The organism is Microcoleus asticus IPMA8 (genome assembly GCF_013179805.1).
GTDB classification, from domain to species: domain Bacteria; phylum Cyanobacteriota; class Cyanobacteriia; order Cyanobacteriales; family Microcoleaceae; genus Microcoleus; species Microcoleus asticus.
The window spans coordinates 1-25,287 of record NZ_SRRZ01000006.1 but is presented as its reverse complement, the minus strand read 5'-3'; the positions used below and the strand labels follow the sequence as shown (position 1 = coordinate 25,287).

General features: G+C 45.9%; 11 protein-coding genes. 2 read left to right on the top strand and 9 right to left on the bottom strand.

The features are described from left to right. Positions 1 to 176: 176 nt before the first annotated feature. The 4 genes from E5S67_RS02645 to E5S67_RS02630 all read right to left on the bottom strand — a co-directional run bounded on the left by E5S67_RS02645 (position 177) and on the right by E5S67_RS02630 (position 11,971). The gene (locus E5S67_RS02645) at positions 177 to 1,601 is read right to left on the bottom strand and encodes a hybrid sensor histidine kinase/response regulator (protein ID WP_172185205.1); all 1,425 of its coding nucleotides are present in this window, start codon (positions 1,599 to 1,601) and stop codon (positions 177 to 179) included. A 7-nt stretch (positions 1,602 to 1,608) separates the two neighbouring features. Beyond that, a complete protein-coding gene (locus E5S67_RS02640; RefSeq protein WP_172185203.1) occupies positions 1,609 to 5,553 on the bottom strand; it encodes a PAS domain S-box protein in 3,945 nt (1,314 codons plus the stop codon). Positions 5,554 to 6,114: 561 nt separating this feature from the next. Continuing rightward, entirely contained in the window at positions 6,115 to 8,883 is a 2,769-nt protein-coding gene (locus E5S67_RS02635) for a family 10 glycosylhydrolase (RefSeq protein WP_216670152.1), read from the bottom strand. 349 nt (positions 8,884 to 9,232) lie between these two features. After that, positions 9,233 to 11,971 (bottom strand): DEAD/DEAH box helicase, encoded by a 2,739-nt coding sequence (locus E5S67_RS02630; RefSeq protein WP_172185201.1) that lies wholly within the window; start codon positions 11,969 to 11,971, stop codon positions 9,233 to 9,235. On the opposite strand from E5S67_RS02630, the gene E5S67_RS02625 reads away from it, so the two are divergent. Next, the gene (locus tag E5S67_RS02625; protein ID WP_172185199.1) at positions 11,961 to 12,122 is read left to right on the top strand and encodes a hypothetical protein; all 162 of its coding nucleotides are present in this window, start codon (positions 11,961 to 11,963) and stop codon (positions 12,120 to 12,122) included. The genes E5S67_RS02630 and E5S67_RS02625 overlap by 11 nt on opposite strands. A gap of 71 nt (positions 12,123 to 12,193) precedes the next feature. Next, a complete protein-coding gene (locus E5S67_RS02620; protein WP_172185197.1) occupies positions 12,194 to 13,327 on the top strand; it encodes a succinylglutamate desuccinylase/aspartoacylase family protein in 1,134 nt (377 codons plus the stop codon). A 69-nt stretch (positions 13,328 to 13,396) separates the two neighbouring features. Here E5S67_RS02620 and E5S67_RS02615 read toward each other — a convergent pair whose 3' ends face one another. The 5 genes from E5S67_RS02615 to E5S67_RS02595 form a co-directional block, all read right to left on the bottom strand. Further along, positions 13,397 to 13,609, bottom strand: a complete 213-nt coding sequence (locus E5S67_RS02615) for a protein kinase family protein (RefSeq protein ID WP_172185194.1) — start codon at positions 13,607 to 13,609, stop codon at positions 13,397 to 13,399. 197 nt (positions 13,610 to 13,806) lie between these two features. Then, the gene (locus E5S67_RS02610; RefSeq protein ID WP_172185192.1) at positions 13,807 to 14,205 is read right to left on the bottom strand and encodes an endonuclease domain-containing protein; all 399 of its coding nucleotides are present in this window, start codon (positions 14,203 to 14,205) and stop codon (positions 13,807 to 13,809) included. Between the two features lie 107 nt (positions 14,206 to 14,312). Further along, positions 14,313 to 16,445 carry a phosphodiester glycosidase family protein gene (locus E5S67_RS02605; protein WP_172185190.1) on the bottom strand — a complete coding sequence of 711 codons (2,133 nt, stop codon included), beginning with the start codon at positions 16,443 to 16,445 and terminating at the stop codon, positions 14,313 to 14,315. A gap of 115 nt (positions 16,446 to 16,560) precedes the next feature. After that, positions 16,561 to 22,017: a trifunctional serine/threonine-protein kinase/ATP-binding protein/sensor histidine kinase gene (locus E5S67_RS02600; RefSeq protein WP_172185188.1), complete on the bottom strand. Its 5,457-nt coding sequence runs from the start codon at positions 22,015 to 22,017 to the stop codon at positions 16,561 to 16,563. Positions 22,018 to 22,342: 325 nt separating this feature from the next. Continuing rightward, the coding region (locus E5S67_RS02595) for an ATP-binding protein (RefSeq protein ID WP_172185186.1) at positions 22,343 to 25,287 on the bottom strand (2,945 nt) is incomplete at its 5' end.

Here is a 25,287-nt window from a genome sequence, read left to right as displayed (position 1 = left end):
GAACGACTAATTTCATAAGGGTTGGGAACTTGCCTACAGTTACATTTTTTTTTAAAGTGATATTATTTTAATAGGACTTCCGAACAGAAACTCGGTTTATCGCCCTAAATCTTATCTTTGCCAGAGAGACAGCCAGGAGTTTCATCGGGAATCAGCCCACTACAAATAATTTTTGTTTAATAGATAGGCAGCGAGACTGTAAAAGTTGTCTGCCCCGGTACAGAAGCTACAGCAATTGTGCCTTCGTGTTTTTCAACAATTTTTCTCACAATATCCAATCCCAAACCGCTACCTTCGCCCGCAGATTTAGTCGTAAAAAATGGCTGAAAAATTTTGGGAATAACTTCGGGGGGAATGCCTTTGCCGTTATCAGTAAATTTGAGGAAAATATTTGCCTCTTCCTGCTGAGTTTTAATTGTCAAAATACCTTTATAATCCATCGCTTGCAGGGCATTGTGAACGAGATTTGTCCAAACTTGATTTAAGTCATCTGGATAGCACATAATTTTGGGTAAATCTCCATAATTTTTAACTACTTCTATACCGTGTTTCAGTTGATTTTGATAAAGCGTTAACACAGTTTCAATGCCGTCGTGCAAGTTCGCCTGGACTTTTTCTTGTTTGCTATCGAAATGAGCGTAGGTTTTCAAGGCAAATACTACTTTGCCCGACTTTGCTGTCGCTCTTTGGATCAGGCTAATACTTTTTTTAAAGCTAGCAAACTGGTAAGCAGTATTTAAAACTACTTCCCAATCCGGCAATTTAAAAAGTGGCAACAAGTTTTCTATGTTTTCGTAGATTTCCATGTCAACTAAAGTATCGGCAATGTCTTCGGGGTTTTCAACAGATTCTGCCATCAGAACCCCCGTCAACTTCTGCTTGAATTTCCGTTTCTCTTTGCTGGTAAATAAAGTTTCTTGATGGGTAGCTCTATACAGCAAAGTTAAAAAATAAGCTTGGCTTCCTTCAGAAAGGTTTTGAAAAATTTGAGGCATTTTTTCTAAAAAATCGTCTCCAAAATTAGCTATGTTATTAATAGACGAACCTATAATGCCCAGTGGGGTATTGATTTCGTGGGCAATGCCGGCAATCAGTTGTCCGAGTGCAGCCATTTTTTCCGATTGAACCAAATGCTCTTGGGTGGCTTGCAATTGGTGGAGCGCAATTGCTAAATCTTGATTTTTTTCTTGCAAAGTTTGTTGCAGCGAACAAATTTTTAAATGAGTTTCTATTCTGGCTAAAACTTCTTCAACCTGAAACGGTTTAGTAATAAAGTCAACTCCGCCAACGCCAAAAGCTTTAACTTTATCCATCACGTCGTTAATGGCACTGATGAAAATCACCGGAACGTCTTTTGTGACTTCAGAATCTTTGAGCTGCTGACAAACTTCATAACCGTCCATCTCCGGCATCATAATATCCAGCAGCACTATATCCGGGGGTATTTTTTGGGCTGCAGACAATGCTAGCTTGCCGTTGGGAACCGGGCGAACTTGATAGCCTTTTTCGCTCAAAATCCCTGTCAGCAGCCGCAGGTTTTCTGGAGTGTCGTCCACTACTAAAATATTAGCTCGATTGGTGTTCGGTAAAGTAGAAGTCATCGGGTATTTACTGGTTCTCGCTGATCTCGATTATGTTCAAAATTCTGTCATATTCAAAATTATTAATGCAATCTTGAAGCGTGTCCGCAAGAGAGGAGTTGACAGTGCGGATTTGTGCGATCGAACTGGCGATCGCGTCCATGTCCACACTCAAAATATTTTGCTTTAATTGGGCTATCCAGTCTGGAGAAAGAGAGGCAAAAGCCTCCGGTGTCAGCACCTCCTGACTTGACTCCCCTATACCTGCCCCACTGACTACGCTTGGATCTTCATAAATATAGCGTACTCCTAAATGTTTTCCCATTGCCACAAAAATATCCTCCTCTCGGAATGGTTTCCGCATAAAATCATCGCAACCAGCCGAAAGAATCACCGCCCGTTCTTCCTCCAAAACGCTAGCAGTCAGGGCAACAATCGCCGTTGCTTGCCCGCCAGTTGTAGTTTTAATTTGTTTCGTTGCCTCGTAGCCATCCATCACGGGCATTCTCATGTCCATCCAAATCAGATGCGGTTCCCACTCCATAAAAATATCCACCGCTTCTTTACCGTTATTAGCTTCTCTTAACTCAAATCCTAGTGGACTGAGAAGTTTTACCAACAGTTGGCGGTTCAAAGGTTTGTCGTCCACAATTAGCAAGCGATAACTTGGCTGATCCGGTTCGAGGGCAACGACTCGACGTTGAGTTTTTTTGCTTTCAATATCACCAGCTTCAACCAGATGAACTTGGATATCAAACTGAAATACTGCACCCTTTCCGAGGTTGCTGGCAACAGTAATTTCACCTCCCATTAATTGCACGAACTGGCGGCTAATCGCTAAACCTAAACCCGTTCCTTCCTGAGAATCTTTACCTGTTTTTGTCTGCACGAATGCTTCAAACAACTGATGGATTTCATCAGGAGCAATGCCTGCACCCGTATCTTGAACTTCAAAATGTAGCGAGTAGCGATCGGGCAATCGATCGCGGCTATTTTTGTCTACACCCCGCCTTCCTCCTTTGATTTGCACCGAGACTCCGCCTTGTGAAGTGAATTTAATTGCATTGTTGAGCAAATTAATTAAAACTTGGCGCAATTTCACTTCATCGGTACAAATATAATGGGGCACTTCCGCGCCTCGCTCGAACACTAATTGCAAGCCTTTTTCCTCAGATTTGAGAGCAAACATATCTTCTAAATCGTCGAGCAGTCTGTACAAATCGAAGTTTTTTTCATAGAGAGTAGTGCGTCCAGCTTCGATTTTTGACAAATCTAAAACTTGGTTAATTAAAGCCAGCAAATGTTCGCCGCTGCGCAGGATAATTGCGACATCTTCTTGATTTTCAGGAGACAGAGTTTTACTGCGCATCATGACTTGAGCAAAGCCGATGACCGCGTTCAGGGGCGATCGCAATTCGTGGCTCATATTGGCGAGAAACGTACTCTTAGCTTTGTTTGCTGCTTCCGCCGCTTCTTTCGCCTGCTGCATTTTGATTTCCGCTTGTTTGTTATCAGTAATGTCTTTAATAAAACCTTCGTAGTAAAGTAGATTTCCTGCTTCATCGCAGACAGCGCGACAATTTTCGGAAATCCAGATTATGCTGCCATTTTTGCGGTAGATTTCCGATTCAAAGTTTGATAGTATCCCGTACTCGTCGATCAGCGCTGCAAATTCGTCGCGGCGGTTGGGCTTCACGTAAAGCTGGTTCTTGAAATTGGGCTGTGCTGCTATTAATTCTGCGGGCGATTCGTAACCGTAAAGCTGAGCTAAACCGGGGTTAGCGCTGATGTATTTCCCGTCACTAGCAGTTTGAAAGATTCCATTCAAAGCATTTTCATAAATGTTGCGGTACTTTTCTTCTGCTTCCCGGAGGGCAGTTTCTGCTTGTTGGCGATCGGTAATATCGCTAGAAATCGACAAAAAACAAGCTTCTCCGTCAATATCGATGGTTTCTATCGACAGCAGCGCCGTTCTTTCTGTACCCTTTCTATTGCGAAACCTCAGTTCGTAATTGTGAATTGCTGTTTTGTCTTTTAACATTTGAATCATGCGATCGCGCTCTCCCAAACTCGCCCAGAAATTGAGCTGCACCGCTGTTTTACCGATAATTTCTTCCTGACTGTAGCCCATCATCCGGCAAAAACTATCATTAACTTCTAAGTGGCAGCCGTCACAGATTCTCGTGATCGTAATCGCATTCGGACTAGAACGAAAAGCTTTAGAAAATTTTTCTTTTGCTTTGGCAAGATCGGCGGTGCGTTCCGCAACTTGCACGGCTAAATTGTGGTTGTATTCCCTTAATAATTTCTCCGCTAGTTTGCGTTTTGTAATATCTTGGAAAGCGCACATTCCGTAAATAATATTTCCTTGGGCGTCGTAAATAGGAGTTCCCCAAATTTGCAGGGGAACAGTTTTGTTATTGGATGAGATTTCAATGTCATCAACAGTGACACTTTGGCCCTGCAAAGCATTTAAAATTGGGTCGCGTTCCGCCGGGTAAATTTCCTGAGTTCCAGCTAAATAAACTCGGTATAATTGGCGCAAGCTTTCGGCATCGGCTGCCACAATTCCTTGAGATAAAAGTTTTTCTCCTGTAGGGTTAATGTAGTGAGGTTGACCGTTTGGCTCTGCAATAAAAATGCCTAGCGGTACTGCATCGAGAAATTGTTTAACTCGGCTTTCGCTTTCCGATAGGGAAGTAAATGAATGCTGCAATTGCTCTGCCATGCTGTTAAAAGCAGCAGCAAGTTCTCCGAGTTCATCTTCGCGACTCAGAGCGAGCTTTGTATCCCATTCATTCCGCGCCAAAGCTTTCGCCGCCGCATTCAATCTTAAAATCGGCTGAACTACCCATTTAGCAGTAAAAATTCCCAGAATTGCCGCTCCAATCAAAGCTGCAACCGACAACAAAAAAGTCGTGCGCGTGTTGAGGTTAATTTGCTCCATAAAATCGGACTCGGGTACAACTACTACAATCAGCCAATCCAACCCTCGATCGTCTTTAAAAGGAGCTACCTGAATAAAATTTTTCTTGCCGTCAACATCAAAAGTAAGCTGTTGAGAATTAGAGATTTTAGCTAAGTTATCGTAGGATTTCTCTAAATACTGTGTGGTTTGGCGAATTACCGGATTCTCGCTTTTTGAAGCTTTGATGCGTCTTGTTTCTTTACCTTCCACCACGAATTCTTGACTCGCCGTTGAAGTGGCAATTAACATCCCCGATCGCTCCATCACAAAAGTTTGCCCCGACTTGCCAATTTTGAGGCTGACGAGAAATTCTTTGATTCGGGAAAACAGCAAATCGCTGCCAGCTACTCCTAACAATTTGCCACCGTCATCGTAGATAGGCAAAGCAGCAGTAATTGCCAGTTCCCTCGTCAAAAAATCCGTATAAATTTGACTCCAAATAGGTTTTTTTGCCGCTGCCGCTGCTATGTACCAAGGGCGAACTCGCGGGTCGTAAATATCGGGTGAAATTTCCACTAATTGAACGCGGTTTCCCTGAGAATCAGCAGTATATCGAGCTAATTTATTGCCAGTAGAGCTGTCAGCAGCCGATATCAAAATCTGGGCTTTAGTGCGGATTGCTCCCGAGTGGTCTCCATTTTCTGTGGCTGTGTAAATGATGCTGATCGAATCAAAATATTGAATTTGTTGGAGGAAATGATGTTCTAGTTTTTGCTTTTCTTCTAGGTTCAACTGTCCCAATTTTATCGCTTGAAGGTTCAGGTGATTGACAATATGGGGAATTGACATATAATTTTCAATACGGTCTTTGATGCGATCGCTAATTTCTCCCCGCAACTGAGCGGCCACATCGTTGACCGCCCGCTGACCGTTTTGGAACGACAGCCAACCTACAACTCCTACGATGCCGACAATTTGCACTAAAAAAGGAACTACTAGCACAGTTTGTAATGGAACTTTGCCGATAATTCTGGTAACAAAGCGATTGAGCTGTGTAGGAAACATATTCATTCTATGGCAATTATCAAGTGAGTGAGGTACAGATTTGTAATCGTAACTGGTAATTAGTAATTGGTAATTGATAAGTGTTAAAAGGCGGAGTTTATTTGTTTGGAGTGCGTGACCTCAGAAACCCGGTTTCTTTCTGGATTTCTCGTTATTTAACCAGAACTTTTTCGTAGAAACCGGGTTCATAGCCCAAGTTTATTAGGCTTATTGCATAAATTTTTGGTATTGAAAAATAAAGCGCAGATCCAACGCAGATGCAACGCAGAGGCATTTCAAGATAGGAGAGCGCATACCTGCAATTCAAGTCTATTGTGGTTGTTCGAGCGGACATGATAAAGCGCTTCCCTGAAAAGTGCTTGATCGTGTACACCGCCTACTTATTCCAGGCAAGGGAAATTACTATGAGCGCAGGACTGAGATTGTAAGTTACTGACAACAGTACAGGTATGAATTTAAATTACTATAGCGTATTTCTGCGGAAAGGGAGAGTACGTGAAGCGAAGCTATCCCGTAGGGAATCGCCCTATCCACAGCCGCGCGCACCATAAAAACCTGCATTTACCTGCGATTCAACTCCATCCTTTCGCCGTAACGTAACAGCATATCCAAACTCTCCAAACGATTTTGCCAAGTTTGAACTTGATAGCTATTTTCTGCAGAATGCAAGCGCATCGAAGATTGAAATTGAGATTGAAAACTTCTTAACAATCTTTTAGCAGTTGCTAAACTTTCCGTTGAAGGATTTGCCGCCAATTTGCTCAAAGCTTGCGCCAATTCATCCGATCGACTTTCCAAAACTTTCAGTTCAGATTCCGACACCCGCAACTGATTGTTCGCCAACAAAAAACTCCATTCCTGCTTGAGAGCAGTATAGCGCGAAGCCGCCGCCGCAAACGGCTGCCGGTAAGGAATCGGCTCCGCAGCAGAAGTGGAACGCACCGGCCGGCCTTGAGTGCGGTTAAAAAACCCCTGCATCGCGCTGCTGATACTTTCCACCGCAAAAATAGCATAACCCCCAGTCGGCAAATCGCGTAAAGCTTGAATTTGGTCGATCGCCACAACTTCCGGGAGAGTCAATAACTTAACCGACGGAGAAATCAAAGCCGAACCGAGAATTTGTTCCTTTACCAGCGGTTCGGTGATGCGCTGAAGTCGGTTCGTATCCAAAGCATAAGTCATCGGCACAATCAAATCTACAATGCCCTGACGAGCCCAAACTTCCCAATTTTGCTGAATTTTGTAAATCCGCTGACTTTCCGGGTGCGGAAACACCGCCACCGACAGAATTGTGCGCGGATAATTCTGCCGCAAAAGCTGAGAAACTTCAGCTACAAAAGTATTAATTTGATTAGTTTTAAACTCAACCCACTGCCGCCACAAACTGCCGTCCCTGGGGGAAATATTCACCGGATCGGCACCAGTCAACTGCCTAAATTGCTGCCTCGCCGCAATACCGTAACCGTAAGTAAAATTCGCATTGTCATCTTGAAAAGGATAGCGAATATAGTCTAATTGTACCCCATCTACTTTGTAGTTGTTGGCAATTTCGCTGACAATTTGCAGCACATAATTCCGCGCTTCCGGGTTAGCAGGATCGAGATAAAATTTACCATCGTTAGGATGTTGCGTGCGTCCTTTATTGTCAATATTGGCCCACTGTGGATGAGCGGAAAGCACCGGCCCGGGATAAGAACTAGGCTTGCCAATTAAAGTATTGTGGCGCTTATTTCCTGTAGCAAAAACCCAAACCCAAGCGTGCAGTTCCATGCCTCGCTCGTGGGCTAATTTAACTGCAGATGCCAGCGGGTCCCAGCCAACAGTCAGGGGATTTTGTTGCGGTGCAACTTGACTCGGATAAATCGTATATCCGGCATTCAAAGTTTCAAAGAAAACGGTGTTGATACCGGCGGCGGCGAGCCGATCGAACACTGCGGCCAAACCCTGCTCAGATCGCGCTGCGACGATCGTACCGCGATCGAGCCAAACCGCCCGAATTTCAGCCCCAACGCGCTGCCCTTCCTTCGGGTAATTTTGCCACAGCAACTGTCGCGCTTCCACCCACTGCTTTCTAGCCTCCGCATAGTTTTGCTCTTGCAGCAGTTGGTCAAAAGTTTGCAAAACCTGCCGCGCTTGGGCGATCGCCCGCGCCGTTGCCCCTTGCAGAACAGGCGGGCGGCTGGCTGCCGGGCCGCCGGCACTGTTGCTTGCAGCCACCAGTTGAGGGGGGGTAGCAGCATTGAGATTGACGGCGGTATTGGCTGAATTAGCTGCTGTCAGGGCGCTTTCAAACCTGCCGAGGAGGTTGGTGAGTTCTTGGCGCATCAAATAGGCTTCAATGCTGACGATCGGCTTATTGGAATTTGCCTGCACGTCCAAACCCGCCGGCGCAGATTGATCGGAAGGGTCTGTAAAAGTTGCAGGTACTGGATCGGAAAGCGCACCCGAGGGAGAAAGTCCGCTCAGCGGGATACTGCGCGGCGAACCAGGCGTGTTTCTAGTGACTCTGGAGGGGGGATTTGGTAGCGGAGTCGCGGCAGCAGTGGGCGGCGCTACAGGCTGCGAAGCGATTGTGCCTCCCCAGCGGGCGATCGAGGCTTGCAGCCAAGCCTTATCTACATTTGCCGAACCGTCGCTACCCCAGCGCCAGCCGAGATATGTAGCGCGATCCGTGGCGATGGCTGCGGAGGAACCGGAACTATCTTTCCAAGTAGCAATAGTTTGACTGTTCGCATCGGCAGGAATCAAGACACCGCCTTGGACTGAGGCATTTTTTTGTTCTGGTGGCACCCAACTGCTAGAAGTAGTACAAGCCAGATCCCGACAGCGGCTGCGCGGTTGCGGGGTCGCCGGTTGGGTTAACGGAAAAGCCCAATAGGCCCCGAGGAGCGATCGCAAAGATTGGCGCACCAAGGCCGGGGAACTGCGGCCGACGGGGCCCGAAGCAATCAAGCGGCCGCCCTGGGAGGCCCAAGCTTCTAAAACTTTAATTTGTGCCGGAGTCAAAGTTTCAATGTTGGGCAAAAACAGCACGTTAACGCCTGCTAAATCCGCCGCATTTTTGATTTCTTCGAGATTGATTGGTTTGTAAGCAATGCCGCTTTCCCAGAGGCGCGTGGTAATCTTCACCCAGTCGGGAGAATTCTCGGAACTGCGAACAACGCCCAGAACTACTTCTGCGAAACTCGGAGAGGGAAATAGGATAAAGAGATTGAGTAATGTACTAGCTAGAGTTCCAATTAAGACTCTTTGCAAGAAAGTGAAAAAGCGAATTTTTTGAACCTGGGAGCAGGCATCAGGCAGTTGTTCGGGCTTATTGATTTGTTGCATAAATATGAGAATTACTCACCACACCGCTAAATAAAAATTCAATAACAATTAAGAGCGATCGAGCGATTTTAGATTTTAGATTTTAGATTTTAGATTTGGGATTTGGGATTTGGGATTTAAATCTGGGTCTATTCCTCATGACAGTTGACAGGTGACTGTTTGGAAATTTGAACAATACCGATGTAACCGGAAACGATTTTAGATTAAAACCTGGGTGCATTTGGGTTGAAAAACCCCAAATACAATTTAGATGCCGCACAGCTTACAGCCAACAGTCAACTGTCAACTGTCAACAGCCAACTGTCAACAGCCAACTGTCAACTGTCAACTGTCAACTGTCAACACTTTTCTAAGTTGCAGCTTCATTCACCGGAAATCTATCGATTAACTGCATCGCCCGACAAGCATTCCTCCGCAAAGAATCCGAAACATGAGGAACATGAGGAATCTGAGACAAGAAATCCAAAGTCCGGCGCAAAATCCGCACCACATCCCCTTCATCCAAACTCGTATGGCTAATCAGTTCCAGCCATTCAACCCCCAGAGCCCACTGCTCGACCAAAGTCACTAAATCCCGTTCCAGCCAAATCGGGATTACAGCTTCGTGGCGGTACTGAACTTGAAACAATCGGCGGCGCAGGCCTTTTTGCAGATTGTCCAAAGGTGCCAAAACTTCCGGCGACAGCGAGTAGTGAGTCCAACTGTCCGGCCTGGAAACTTCTGTAACTAAGGCCGCGCAAGCAGCAGCGAGGTGGTGGGGGTCGAGTTCGTCAAACTCCGCAGACATCAGGGACAAACCCAGCCACAGTTCGTTATCGCCGCGAATGGCGGCGCAAGCTTGGCCCAAGATTGTGGGTACCAACCTGTCGGAGGATTCATCTCGGTTTCCAGTTGCCGAAACTACTCTTTCCAAGCAGCCGAAATTCAGCAAGATGTCGATTAAGTTGAGAAATTGCTCCCAGTAGCGAGCTCGCTGCTTTTCTAACTCTTGTTCGCTTTTGCGGATTTCTTTTTTCAATTCTTCCCGGCGGCGCTGGCGTTTGAGCAAAGTACCGGGATTGCCCCATTCTAGAACCGGGTGAATTTCTAGCTGAGCTTCTAGGGCTGCGATTTTCTGCTGTTGCTCGATCGCCTCTGGGCTCGGTTCCGGTGTCGGCAATTCTGGGATCGATGCAGCAATTGAAGCAGTTTCTTCATTTGCCAAGCGGCACTGGCCGAGTCTCAGGGGCATTTCCGACGGCGGGTTCAAGGTATCTGCAACGGTCAAGCGGGGTAATTCGGCGTGCAGGGTAGCGACATCGCTAATGGCGACGACATACCAGCGGTTATCTTTGCCCAAACACACCAAATTTGGTGCTTGGCCGGAACCTGCGATTTTGGCAACCAATACGGCGGGTACAGGATTTGTGTGCGATCGTTTGGCTGTCGGAACGTGCTTGCCTTTGAGACTCATAACAGTGCCGAGCACTGCAAAAGCCACAGCTACGGACATCTCCTTAAATCTGGCTTCTTCAGCTTGCTGCAATAAAGTTTTCAGCAAACGTTTATCTTCTTTGAGTCTTCCCTGCAATTTTTCGTAATGGGCGAGGTGTTTTTCTAGGGTGGAGACATTTCCTCCGGCCGCCAGGGACTCTTCCAGCACCTCCAATTCTGTTTGCAATCGGTCTAATTCTTCTTGCTGCGGCTGCAAGTACAAGGTAGATAGGTATTGACCGAAACTCCGCTCTACCAACTCTTGAGCTTCGTCGAGAGTGTGAGTTTGCAGCAAATTCAGCACCATGCCGTAGCTGGGAGTAAACTGACTGGCGAGGGGGTCGGCTTTGGCTGTTGCCAAATACGAGGCTTCTTTTGCGCCTTCAAAGCGCGTCTGAACTGCGACGACGTGCCCCAGCTTGTCCATGCCCCGCCGACCCGCCCGACCGGCCATTTGCAGGAATTCTGAAGCGTTGAGCAGTCGGTGTCCCTTGTCGGTGCGCTTGGACAGGGTGGAAATGACTGTGGTGCGGGCGGGCATATTAATCCCGGCTGCTAGGGTTTCGGTGGCAAATACGACTTTAATCAAACCTCTGCCAAAGAGTTCTTCTACTAAGCCTTTCCAAGCGGGCAAAATGCCTGCGTGGTGGGCGGCGATGCCTTTTAAAAGTGCTTCTTTTTGACCGAAGCGTTCTGCTTCTGGGTTTCGCTGTAAAAAATCGTCAATGATGCGTTTGAGTTCGGCTGTTTCGGCTTCGTTAACCAGGGAGAAATTGCCGACTTCTGCGACTGCTTGGTCGCACCCGCGACGGCTGAAGATGAAGTAAATTGCTGGTAGCATATCTCGATCGTCCAACCGGGCCAAAACATCGGTCAAACTCGGAGTGGGGATGCTGCCTCTTTCTACTTTTTGCTGCTTCTTTTTGGGGACTAACCGGACATTCGCTCTTTTGCCAGTCTCGTCTAGCAGGGGAAATATCCCTTTTTGGTTGGCGAAGTGGAATTGCAGCGGCACTGGCCGAAAGTCTGAGTAGACGAGCTCTGTGGGCCCGTGGACTTTGTTAATCCAGTCTGTGAGTTGCTCGCTATTGGCAACGGTTGCTGAGAGGGCGAGCAGTTGAATTTCGCTCGAACAGTAGATGATCGATTCTTCCCAGACGGTACCGCGCTGGCGATCGTTCATGTAGTGACACTCGTCGAGCACCACGGTTTCGACTCCGGTGAGGGAAGTGCCGACTTCTCCGATCGGCGTACCGTAGAGCATATTCCGAAATATTTCGGTAGTCATCACCAAAATCGGCGCATCTCGATTGACGGAGATGTCGCCCGTGAGCAAACCTACGTTGTTGTCTCCAAATTGATTGCGGAAGTCGCGCAGCTTTTGGTTAGAGAGAGCTTTGAGGGGAGTGGTGTAGAAGACGCGCCGCCTCCTGGAGAGTGCTTGATGGATGGCGTATTCCCCGATTAACGTTTTCCCAGAGCCTGTGGGAGCGCACACGACAACGGATTTACCTGCATCGAGGGCGGCGATCGCCTCTCTCTGAAAGTTATCTAGCTCGAAGGGAAATATGGTCTTCAGATCCAGCTCTGGGCGGTTCTGGGCAGTGTCTGGCACAAGGATTATTATCAGGTTTCAGGGTAAGTATGCTGAAATCTTGCTAAAAGCAAATCAGCAGAGGACTGTACTGATTTTAAACCTTCGCCACCAAATCGGCTATGAAGGAATAAGTCTGTTGGCAGTTGGCAGTTGGCAGTTGGCAGAATAAAGAAAAAATTTTTGCCTTCTTCCCTCTTGCTTCTTCTCTCTTCCTCCTTCCTTTTTCCCTCTTCCTTCTCTATGATTCCAGTTATTTCGACTATTCCTGTGGTGCAGCTTGCTTCGGGCGATCGGCTTTCACTGCAAGTCTATCAGTTCCAAGGTGCGATTCCGGGCAAAAAAGCTTATCTCCAATCTAACCTCCACGGCGCTGAGATTAGCGGTAATGCGGTGATTTACCAATTAATTGAGTTTTTAATGTCTTTGGACAGCAGCCAGTTAAGCGGGGAAATTTGGCTGGTTCCTGTTTGCAATCCTGTGGGTGTCAGTCAGCGATCGCACCATTTTTCCCCTGGTCGCTACAATCTTTATGATGGGGTAAATTGGAACCGGATTTTCTGGGATTTTGAAAAGCAAGGTGAAGATATTCTGGGTTTTGCTAAGTCTCACCTCCATCTCGATGCCGATACTGTCAAAGCTAATTACAGAAAAGCGATTGCTTTGAGTTTTGCGAAAGAGTTGGCAAAAATTAACGCTCCTAGCTGCCGCCCCTACAGCGAACTTTACCGATATCAGCTACAATCTTTGTATTTGGATGCTGACTATGTGCTGGACTTGCACAGTTCTACGAATCAAAGTTTAGATTACCTTTACTGTTTTAATTCCCGCGAGGATAGTGCGAAAGCTTTTTTGCTCGATCGCGCAATCTTGATGAACGAGTACGACGGCGATGCTTTTGACGAGGCGTTTCTCAAGCCTTGGCTGGCTTTGGAGAAGGTTTTGGCAGAATTGGGAAGTGCGCTCAAATTTGACGTGGAAGCTTGGACTTTAGAATTAGGTTCGGGGATGGAAATGAATCCCGAGTCGGTGGCGAATGGCTTGCGGGGCATCAAAAATTACTTAGCAAGTAAGGGTTTATTGAAAATAGATGGATTTCCCCTCCCGGAATCTGCGAATCATCAAGTTATTTTCACCCCAAAGAATTCGGTAATAAAATACTACGCGCCGGCGGGTGGGATGATTCAAAATCGAGTGCAATTGGGGAGTTATGTCAAAAAGGACGATCGGCTTTATCAAATTATCAGCTTTAATAAGAATGGAGAATTTCCGAGTTTGGTTGATGTTTGTGCTGAGTCGGATGTTTTCATTTTTGATGTTTCGACAAATCAGTCAGTAAATCAAGGAGAGTATGTGTTGTCTGTGATGGCAGAGTGAGAATACCAAGAAACCGGGTTTCTTCAAGAAACCCGGTTTCTGAAAACCTATTGCTAGTCGAACCATAATTTACGATATACTATTGAATAGGGCTTGTTTAAATTGCGCTGCACTTTTATAATAAATTTCAGGATTGTCAATTAAAGCGCGATCGATAACTTTGGCTAGCGGTTGAGGAATGGCAGAAGTGCGATCGTCCACAGGAACCCCATCATTTTGTAAAACCGTCAAAAACTGGTCTTGACCCTGCAAATTGCGCGGGGAATATCCCGTTATCATCACATACAAACAAGCCGCTAGATTTGGGATTATAGAAACTTTTACTCCCCCCCTGAGCAAGAAGGGGCTAACTCTTACTCCCCCCTGAGCAAGGGGCTAACTCTTACTCCCCCCCTTAGCAAGGGGGGGCTGGGGGGGGTAAAATACCCGATGTTCTCAACGATTGAATCTAATCTACCTTTCTAACTCTTACTCCCCCCTTAGCAAGGGGGGGTGGGGGGTAAAACACCCGAAGTTCTTAGCGATTTAATCCCCTCTACAATAAGCTCTAAAACCCCATCCAAATTATGATAAACATCCTCATTAGTAAACCTCAAAAATTTAATTCTTGCCGACTCAATAAAGGCCTGCCTTTCTGCATCATATTCTACAGCGCCCTCCACAAAATGGCTGTCACCATCAACTTCTAATGCTAACTTGATTTCCGGTGAGTAGAAATCTAGCACAAATGCTGCTACACTATATTGTCTGCGAAATTTACAATTTTCAAGCCGTCTGTTTCTAATGTGTTCCCATAGTCGCTTTTCAGCTTCTGTCATTTCTGTGCGAAGCTTCTGTCGCTTGAATTTTTCTGAGGTTATGTTGTAGAGCTTTGTCATTGTTATATAGGATTTTTTTGTTGGTCTTTTGGTTCTTTAACCCCCCCAACCCCCCCTTGCTAAGGGGGGGCTAAGAGTTTTTTGAGTTTGTTCGGTGGTGGTACGGTTTATGGTTGAATGAAAATACCGATCGCATTATGAACTCTCGCAGCAGTTGACGGAGGCCGATCGAGCAAACTACCTCCCAAATACAAACTCGTCGAACTTCCCCCATCCAAATTTAAAGCCTCCACAGCACCCATTTGCTGCAATATCTGCGCCAGTTCTGCGAAATTTGGCCCGGCCCCGCCCGCGCGATTGTGCACCGCTACAATCAGCAAATTTCCCGCAGCATTTCGCCCGATCGCACTTCTAATTGCTGTCTGTCTAACATACGCATCGCTAAACCCTTCCGCCTTCGCATCCAGCACAACTCGACTGTTTTGTACCAACACCGGCCCGCCGCCGAGAATGTACGGAAAACGGTTGAAATCAGCAGGAAAAGTGTTAGTTTCTAAACGCAATAAAGTGCCGATGGATAGTTCAGATGCAGGGAAAACATCGGAACGTAAAACCAAAATATAACCGTTAGCTGGAATGGGAAAAGTTATTGTTCCCGCCGCACCTCCGGGGGATTGGCTGGCAACTCTATCGCCCGCAACTGTCACAACTATTTCATTGCCAGACAACGGAGTATAAGTTGTTCCCCAATCAGAATTGTAGCGACCGATGCCCGGTTGTACGTAGGCACTATTGAGATGAGAAACGGGCAAAGGTTGATTTGCCGGAGTGATCACAGTTTCTTGCAAAGTTAAACGATCGATCGCAAATTCTCCCCGATCGTTCCAGGCGATCGCCCCCCGGTTCAAAATCGGCCCGGAAAGCCATTTATTGTCCCGCCGAATTGCCCCTAAAGATAACCGATTAATTCGATTGAAAAAACCTGCATTAATTGCAGCAGCCGCACCCGACACTTCTGCTGTTTGCAATAAAGGTGCAGTGCCTTGCTCGGCAGGCGGATTGCTGAGAATTGGTCGAAGTTTTACACCGGATTGACGCGGATTCACTTCTAGCCAAACTACTGGAAAACGAGCCGTTCCTAAATTTTGATACTGCTGCCGCCACTGCACACCGGGCGCCCAAATAATGTTTTTTTCTACTAACGAATCTGGTCGAATGTCGATAACTAATCGATTCGGATTTCCCAGGCTGAAAACTTGCGGCCGCCAACCTAAAGGAATCCTCACTTTGACTCGGGTTTGAGCGCCCTCAGGTTCGACTTTTAGTGATAGCAATTGTTTGCTGGTTGAGAAAGTCTGCTGAATTATGGCGGGTGCGACTTTGGCATCGATCGCGATCGACCATTCTTGACCGGCGATCGGCGCTGCGGGCGTTATTTGCAGTGGCAGGGCGGGTTTGGTCGGGTCGTCTGGTGTTTCGATGTTTGGCCCTGTGCGGAGGTTTGGCAGTGGGATAGCGGGCTTTGTGGGGTCGTCGGGGGAGTTGGGTGCGGGTGTCGGCGACGGGCTTGGTTTATCGACAAAGTTGACTTGCCACGGAGTCGGTCGATCGAGATCTACAACAATGCGATCGCCCCATTCTTTTTCTGCTTGCTCAATTCCGGTAACACTTGCAGTTTGAGAAGTAATTTTTAGAATATTCCCATCAGCAGATATCTCCCAGCCCGCAAGTCTAGCAAAATCGGTAACATCTAAGTAACGATACGACCCCGTTGCCCGCGCTGCTAAGCTTTGAGCGTCAGTTAAAGATACCGAAAACCACTGCACCGGTTGTTTGGCACTGTCGGCGCTGTTGAGCAAATCCACTCCCGCACTTTGCATCAATCCAACATCAGCAATCCAAGTTCGGAAATTCGCAGAAGTGCTGTTTTCCGCCTGCTGAGTCCAAGCTAGGGGAAGGATGCGGCCGTTTAGAGACACTTGGCGGCCTTGTCTAATTATCGAAGAGGGCGGTACAGATTGAGGCAAAAGCCTATAGTCCGACAGGGGTTTCAACCCCTGTCTCATAGCTGAAGTCCTCTGAACAGGATTATAGGTCAATATTTCAGTCGGTTTTAACCGACTTTCGCTATCAGCCAGGGAATTCATTCCCTGGCGGGCTCTCGAAGCATGAATCAACCCAGCCCTCTCCCCCTCTTGTGCTATTCCGGGTTGATTCCAGAGCAAAGACGGGGCGATCGCCAGTACGGGTAAAATCGAGGCTGACAATATTGGACGCCAATAGGAAAAATTACGTTTCACAGCTTACAACTCACAATTTCATTCCTAAACGCATGGGGATATAGAAACCCGGAATATCCGTATGTTTCTTCTTACTAAGCAGCGCTAATTGCCCTAAAGACCTACTAGCAACTGCTCACCCAGGAATACAAATCACAAACTCCGAACCCTCTCCGATGCAGGAATTCACGAGTAACGTACCTCCATGTTTTTCCACCACAATTTGGCGGGCTATAGACAATCCTAATCCGGTTCCTTGACCCACAGACTTGGTTGTGAATAAGTGGTTAAAGATGTTTTCCTTGATTTCGTTCGACATCCCCACTCCATTATCCTTAATCCGAATCAAAACCTGATTGTTGGATTCGCTCAGAGCAGTTTGAACCGTAATTTGGTTGGGTTGGGCTTTAATTTCACTAAAACTGCGTTCCTTATTTGACTCCTCCAAAGCGTCAATGGCATTGGCCAGTACATTCATAAATACCTGGTTCAACTGTCCGGGAAAGCATTTGACTAGGGGCAAATTGCCATAGTCTTTCACAACTTCAATGGCAGGGCGGAACTCGCTGGCTTTTAAACGGTGCTTGAGAATCAGCAGAGTGCTTTCGAGTCCGTCGTGAATATTAAAAGCAATTGGTCGATCGCTATCTGCCCTCGAAAACGTTCTCAAACTCGTACTGATATTGCGGATGCGATCGACTCCCTCCTGCATCGAGCCAATCAATTTCGGCAAATCTTCTCGCAAATACTCCAAGTCTATATCCTCAATTTTTTCTTCAACTTTAGCTCCTGGCTTGGGAAAACTATCTTGATATACATCGATTAGCTCGAACAAATCTTGTACATATTCTTGAGCTGGTTGTAAGTTGCCGGCAATAAAACCTACGGGATTGTTAATTTCGTGGGCTACCCCTGCCACGAGATTGCCGAGTGCAGACATCTTCTCACCCTGCACCAGTTGCAGTTGCATCTGTTTGAGATCGTGAAGATAAAGCTCTAGTTTTTGGGCATATTCCTGGGATTGCTGATACAGTCGGGCGTTCTGTAGGGAAATTGCTGCTTGCGAGCACAGGATGTTGAGGATGGTGACGCGATCGCTCGTGAATGCTCCCGTTGTTAAATTATTTTCTAGATATAAAATGCCTATTAACTTACCTTGATGCAAAATCGGGTTACACAAAATACTCTTGGGTTGCTGATTAATGATATATGGATCGTTAGCTAAAGTCGGCTCGGCACTCAAATCAATTAGCACAGTAGTCTGCTGGTTATGCTTGACTTTGTAGATTAGTTTTAAGGGAAGATCCTGACTGTTTTCAATGGGAAGGTGTTGCAACACGACTGGCTCTGTCCCCAGAGTAATCGACCCTTTAATTAACAGTCGATCGTCTTGCAAGAGCATTAACACGCACTTATCGGCTCCTGCATTTTCGATGGCGATCGAAAGCAACGATGTCAGTAGTTTTTTGAGGTCTATTTCACGGGATATTGCTTGGGAAGCTTTGAGAATAGTAGCTAAATCTAAAGCCACAGAAACACTACTACTGGATGTGGCCGAATTGGTGGAGGTGACACTACCCAATGTCAAGAGAATTTCGTGAGCGGAGAGAGGAGAACGGGTTGGCTCTAATATAGGTGTAAGTAGTTGAGGATAGCGAGCTTCTAAGTCAGCGACTTTGGCTTTTGCACCCCAACGAGCGTAGGCATAGTAGGCTTGGGTCATGTATTCCCCAGCTATGCGCTCTTTGCCCCAATCTAGGTAGAACTTTGCTGCCAGTTCGTTAGCAAGTGCTTCTTCTTGCATATATTGGTTGGCTTTGGCAAGAGAAATCGCCTTGTCGTAAAACTCAGTTGCTTTGACTTTTTGTCCTAACACTCGACATTTTTCCGCCTCTACTAAATCAACCTTATGTTGATAATTCATGGGTGCATGATACGCCCATTGCTGTAACTTTGTTTGGTTTTCTATTACACCATCCAATGCTTCTGATGCTGCATCTAACTGTGGATTTAATTGTGCCAAAGTTAACAGAGAATCATAAAGATAAAATACTGGTTCGGTGACTAATCCCGCACCAGCCATAAAATAGCGCCTGACTTCAATAGCATGATTTTTCGCTGGCTCAATTTCTCCAAATAAGAAACAAAGCATCAGTTTATACAAATGGAAAATATACAATCCATATCCATCATTGGCAGACTCTAGCTGCTGAAGAAATTCTGTTTCTTCAAGGGCTTTCCCAGACAAAAGGGTGGTATGTTCTGCAAAACCCAGCAGATTTAAAACAGGTTGCCAATAAATCCGGCAATAATTTGCGGTTGTCAATTGATTTAATTGCATCAAACTATGGCAGTAGGCGCAAATATCCTGCTCTAAAGTAGCCAGGGATTGACTGCACCAAAAAGAATTGAGACAAAAAGTGTGCCCATTATATCCAGCAAGTACCAGATTTCCAAATTCTAGGGCACTGGTGTAACCCTCTTGCAAGAGGGGTAGTGTTTCTTTAATGTGAGATTTGCGGGGTACAATAAATATCCCCAAGATCATCAAAACATCTGTTTTACTTGCTTTGGCATCGAGTTTTGAAATAATCTGGAGTGCCAGGGAACCAAACTGCGATCCTGTATCTATTTGTAAGAAATTGCAGAGAATATTGCCATAGGTTGCATAGCCTAAAGCAGAAGTCGATGTGTTACCGTACTGAATTGATAATTTAACGGACAAACTATTCAGCAATGGGTACAGCGCAGAGCCAGTGAGGTAAGCGGCTGGGATAATGATATTGATAATTTTAAGAGTACCGAGTTTTTCTGCATCTGTCATTTCAGGCAAGTGAACCAAATCAGCGATTTCCCGCTCTCCAATGAGTTCCTCAATCTGTTGGATTTCCTGTTGAATATCTGATGGTGTCGGTGTTTCAGGAAAGGTGACACCAAGCTGTTGTAAGACTGGTTGGGCGATCGCGATCGCTGATGTCAGTTTACTTTGGGAAATATGAGATTGAATTCTAATACAGTAAACATTGACCTTTTTAGGTAAGGAGCGTGCCTGTTGAATGACAATATCAATGAACTGTTCCATCGCCTCAAAGTTACCGTTTAGCATTGCTACTTCCGCAGCTAATTCATATAAGGCGAGGGTCATTTCATACTGCTGCTGCCAAGTATTTTCCCCTAAAAGAGACAGTCCCACTGTCGCATATTCATGCGCTGCTTGATAGGCGGTTGAAGTTTTAGCTTTGCGACAGGCAATTAAATTGAGTTGGGCTAATTCTTGTCGTTGAGTTGGTTGGGTAATTAAAGCAGTTCCGTGATTTAATTGATTGACGATTTCAAAAATACGGTCTTCTCTTGCTTCTGCGGAAATCTGTTGCAGCAGCAGTTGTCCGATTTGGTAATGAGTCGCCTGTTTTTGGTCATCGGGAATTAGGGAATAGGCTGCTTGTTGAACGCGATCGTGTAAAAACTTGTATTTGGGTAATTGGTCGTGGGTAATTGATAAGTGGTCAAATTCCTGACCATTCCCGATTACAGATTCGCTATTCCCCTCTGCTTGATAAAACTTATAAATTTCACTAATGGGTAAAATTAGCCCTTCTTGCAGCGCCTTCCATAAAGCGGATGCGGTTTCTACTGGCGAATTTTCATCAACAATTGCTAAGGTCGCCAAATCGAACTGATTGCCAATACAAGCAGCTAACTTTAAAACGGACTGTGTTTTACTTGGCAACTTTCGCAACTGAAGTGCCATGAATTCTACTACATCATCCGTTAGTGCCAAGGTGCGCACTCTAGAAATATCGCACTGCCAATACCGAGCTTCACAATTAAATTCAATTAGCCCATCTTCATGCAAAGATTTGAGGAATTGTGTGCTGAAAAATGGATTGCCTTTAGTTTTCTGATAAACCAGTTCTGTCAAAGGTAGAGCCAAGGCTGTAGAACAAGTTAGAGTATCGGCAACTAAACTATTTACGTCGGTTCGAGCGAGGGGAGCTAAGGTAATAGTATTCACCTTTGCTTCAGTTTTTTGAATCTCTGATAAAGTCAGCATTAATGGATGCGCTGGAAATACTTCGTTATCCCGATAAGCTCCAATTAATAAGAGATAGCGGTGTTCTGTAGCACTCATCAGTAGTTGAATTAATTTTAACGATGCTGAGTCTGCCCATTGCAAATCGTCCAAGAATATCACTAAAGGATGTTCTTTTGTTGTGAAGACTTTAATAAACTTTTCAAACAACAAATTAAAGCGATTTTGAGCGGCACTGCCAGAAAGTTCTGGGACTGGCGGTTGCGGCCCGATAATACGTTCGAGTTCGGGAATGACTTCAATTATTGCCCCAACGCTATCGCCCAAAGCTGCCAATATTTCTAACCTGCATTGTTCAACTTTAGCATCGGTTTCCGATAGCAATTGTCCCATTAAATCGCGAAAAGCTTGGACAAACGCACTAAAGGGCAGGTTGCGTTGGAATTGGTCAAATTTGCCTTTAATAAAGTAGCCGCGCTGCCGAACTATGGGTTTGTGAACTTCGTTAACAACAGCGGTTTTACCAATGCCGGAGAAACCTGCAACGAGCATCATTTCGGTGCTACCTGCACTCACGCGGTCAAACGCCGCTAGCAGGGAGAATACTTCGCTTTCTCTACCGTATAATTTTTCGGGGATGATGAAGCGATCGCACAAATCTCGCTGCCCTATTTTAAAGTTAGTCAGCGCCCCTGTCTCTTGCCACTGGGATAAGCAAGTTTCTAAGTCGTACTTGAGTCCCAGCGCGCTTTGATAGCGACCTTCAGCATTCTTCGCCATCAATTTGCTGACAATCTCAGACAGCACCGATGGAACGCTATTGTTAACTCTTGAGGCTGCCAGTGGCTGTTTGGCGAGGTGGCAGTGTACCAAATCCATTGGATCGTCTGTTTGGAACGGTAACTTTCCTGTTAGTAATTCGTAGAATGTTACTCCTAGCGAGTAGAAATCTGTGCGGTAATCAATGCCTCGGTTCATTCGCCCAGTTTGTTCGGGAGATATGTAAGGTAAAGTGCCTTCGAGGACGTTGGGATTTTGAATTTCTTGGGTTTCGCGAGGCAGCAGGGAAGCGATGCTGAAGTCAATTAACTTGACTTCTTTGCTGACCGGGTTAATCAGAATGTTGGCGGGCTTGAGGTCTTTATGGATGACTCGGTGGCGATAAAGTCCGTCAAGGGCGTTGGCAATTTGAATTGCCACGGGCAGAAATTCGTTAACGGGCAAGCCTTCTAGAGGTTCGTTGCTAGCGGATGCTAGATTAGCGAGGTAGCTACTTAAAGAAATTCCGCCAAAGTCTTCCATCACCAGAGCATAGTGGTTCTGGTACGTTTCCAGGCTGTATGCCTTCACACTTCCGGGGAGCTCTAAGTTTTTAGCAATGATGTACTGGTTGCGGAAATGAACCAGTTCGTTGAAGCGGGGAAAGTCATTTCGCAGCAGTTTGATTGCGACGGGTTGCCCATTTTCCGTGCGAATGCCGCGATAAACTAAAGTTCGATTGCCTGCGTATATTTGCTCGTTAATGTGATATCCTAGGAAAAGCTTTGCGATCTTAGTCATATCTACGTATTCCTACTACTTCTGTCAACCCGGAAGTTTCTGAGAGTTGATATCTACTATTTTCGCTCTATCTGTCATGCTATTCATTAATTACATTTTTCTTAACATATTGTGGAGAGCACATTATGAAACAGCGATTTGAGAAACCAGACTTAATGTTTTAGGTAAGAGCTGTTGATACTTCAGTTGAAACTAAGTAAAAAATGACGAGGCGAACCCTGATTGAACGACAGCAGTTCATGGCAGAGTAACTTAATCAGCTAATCTCGTAGTTGCGAGGCGGCGCTAATTGCGCTAATTGCCCTAAAGACCTACTAGCAACTGCTCACCCCGGAATAGAAATTACAAACTCCGAACCCTGTCCGATGGAGGAATTCACAAGTAACGTACCTCCATGTTTTTCCACCACAATTTGGTGGGCTATAGACAATCCTAATCCGGTTCCTTGACCTACAGACTTGGTTGTGAATAAGTGGTTAAAGATGTTTTCCTTGATTTCGTTCGACATCCCCACTCCATTATCCTTAATCCGAATCAAAACCTGATTGTTGGATTCGCTCAGAGCAGTTTGAATCGTAATTTGATTGGGTCGGGCTTTAATTTCACTAAAAATGCGCCCCTTATTTGACTCCTCCAGAGCATCAATGGCATTGGCCAGTACATTCATAAATACCTGGTTCAACTGTCCGGGAAAGCATTTTACTAGGGGCAAGTTACCATAATCTTTCACAACTTCAATCGCAGGGCGGAACTCGCTGGCTTTTAAACGGTGCTTGAGAATCAGCAGAGTGCTTTCGAGTCCGTCGTGAATATTGAAAGAAACTGGTCGATCGCTATCTGCCCTCGAAAACGTTCTCAAGCTCGTACTGATATTGCGGATGCGATCGACTCCCTCGTTCATTGAGCTAATCAATTTCGGCAAATCTTCTCGCACATACTCCAAGTCCATCTCCTCAATTTCTGCTTCAATTTCTACTCCCGGATTGGGAAATTTTTCTTGATAGAGCTCGATCAAGTTGAACAAATCCCCCACGTAGTCTTGAGCCGGTTGCAAGTTACCGGCGATAAAGCCTACGGGATTGTTAATTTCGTGGGCTACCCCTGCGACGAGATTGCCGAGAGCAGACATCTTCTCATTCTGTACCAGTTGCAGTTGCATCTGTTTGAGATCGTTGAGATAAAACTCTAGTTTTTGCGCATACTCCTGGGATTGCTGATACAGTCGGGCGTTCTGTAAGGAAATTGCTGCTTGGGTACAGAGGAGATTGAGGATTTCAACGCGATCGCTGGTAAAAGCACCGATAGCAAGGTTGTTCTCCAGATAGAGTACGCCTAGCAGTTTTCCCTGATGGAGAATCGGCGCACACAGCAGGCTCTTGGGCTGCTGGCGGATGATGTAAGGATCTGCCATCAGCGAAGAATGAGTGATTGCATGACTAATCACTAACGGTTGTAAGGTTCGTTTAACCCTCTGGATTAGCGTAATGGGAAGCTCCTGACTTTCCTCAAGCGGAATTGATAGCAGCACAGTCGAGCAGGAAGCGAATGTACTCATTGCTTCAACGATTAATCTATTCCCTTTGAGCAATAACAAGGCAGATTTGTCAGCGCCGGCATTTTCAATGACCACTTGCAGCAGCGTCGAGAGTAATCGCTCTAGATGAATTTCACTAGAGAGGGTTTGGGAAGCTTTGAGAACAGTTTTTATATCTAATACAGCAGATATGTTACGGCTGCTAGAACTGGACGATCTGTTAATCGTATGGGATATAAAGGTATTCGTTTCATGGAGCGTTATTTCTGATGCGAGCTGTAATTCATCCGGTTGCAAAATTAATGCTAAGAGTTCAGGATAGGATTGCTCCAGCTCGCTCACCTTAGCGGCGGCTCCCCAACGAGCGTAGCTATAGTAAGCATCGTGCAGGTAGTCTCTAGCAATGCGGGGTTTTCCCCACTCTAAACAGAATTTGGCTGCTAATTCATTTGCTAGGGCAACTTCTTGGAGATATTCGTTTTCTGTCGCTCCAGCGATCGCGCGATCGTAGAATTCCAATGCTTCTGATTTGTGGCCTAATACTCGGTACCGTTCGGCTTCAACTAAATAAAATTTGTGCAGGTAATTGGCTGGATCGTGGTCAGCCCAAGTTTTCATTTTTTCTTGGTTTTTAGCCACCCGATCCATAATGCATTGCTGTTGTGTCTCGGAAACCCGAACATAAATTGCTAGATGGGCTAGAGAATCATAAGTGTAGCAGAGCGGAACGATGAATAAGCCTGTAGCCCCACCTATATAATTTTCGGCGGCAATTGCTGCTTCCACCGCCAACTCAAACTTGCCAAACAGGTAACACAGATTCAGTTCGGTGGCATAGAAATAGTACAGCGCAGTTAGATGGTCCAATCGCTCCAGGACTGGCAAGATTTCCTGGCGATCGAAGGCATCTCCAGTCAGTTGCCAAGGTTCGGCAGAATTGCCTACCAGATTCAAAATTGCTTGCTGAAAAACAGTCAAATGGCTGGTAAGCCCTTCTTGGTTGAGGAGTCTGAGTTGCTCTCGGAAAGCAGCGCTCTCTTGGCTGAGATCGCTTAGTTCTCGACCTATAAACCAACAGTATGAGATGTAAATAAATCCGCAAATGGCAGCCGATTCTAAATCTCCCGTTTCCAATCCAACTTCGTAGCCTTCCCGGAGAAACGCTAAGGAGTTCTTGAGCGGCTCTTTCCAATGCCACACGCTACAGTAAATTCCGACATAGACTCTCGATTTCAGTTCTTTGGCATTGAAATGTTCGAGCAACTTCAGTGCTAGTTTTGCACACTGATAGCCAAAGTCAATCTCTCCTGTCATGCCACAAAGTATCAGTCCATAGTAGGCATAACCAATTGCAGAAAATGAAGTATTGCCATATAGAACGGATAAATTGACCTGTTCGAGGACAATAAACGGTAACAGCGCTGGAGTAACAACAAAGGCAGCAGCAGAAACAGCGGCAAGAATCCGTACAACTGCTAACTTGTTAGGATCTCTCATCTGCGGCAGAGTCATTAAGTCCAGAGGTTTTCTTCCAGCCAAGATGGATTTAGTCGCCCCGAATGCCTTTACAATATCTAATTGACTGGGTTGCTCTGGAAGACTGGTTCCTAGACCCTCCACAATCTTCAGGGCAATCTGTACGGCTTCTAGAAATTGATGTTGGGCTTGAGCAGCTTGAATTTGAATTTCATAGACCTTAATCGTATCCAACAGAGTTCTAGAGCGTTCTGCAATGA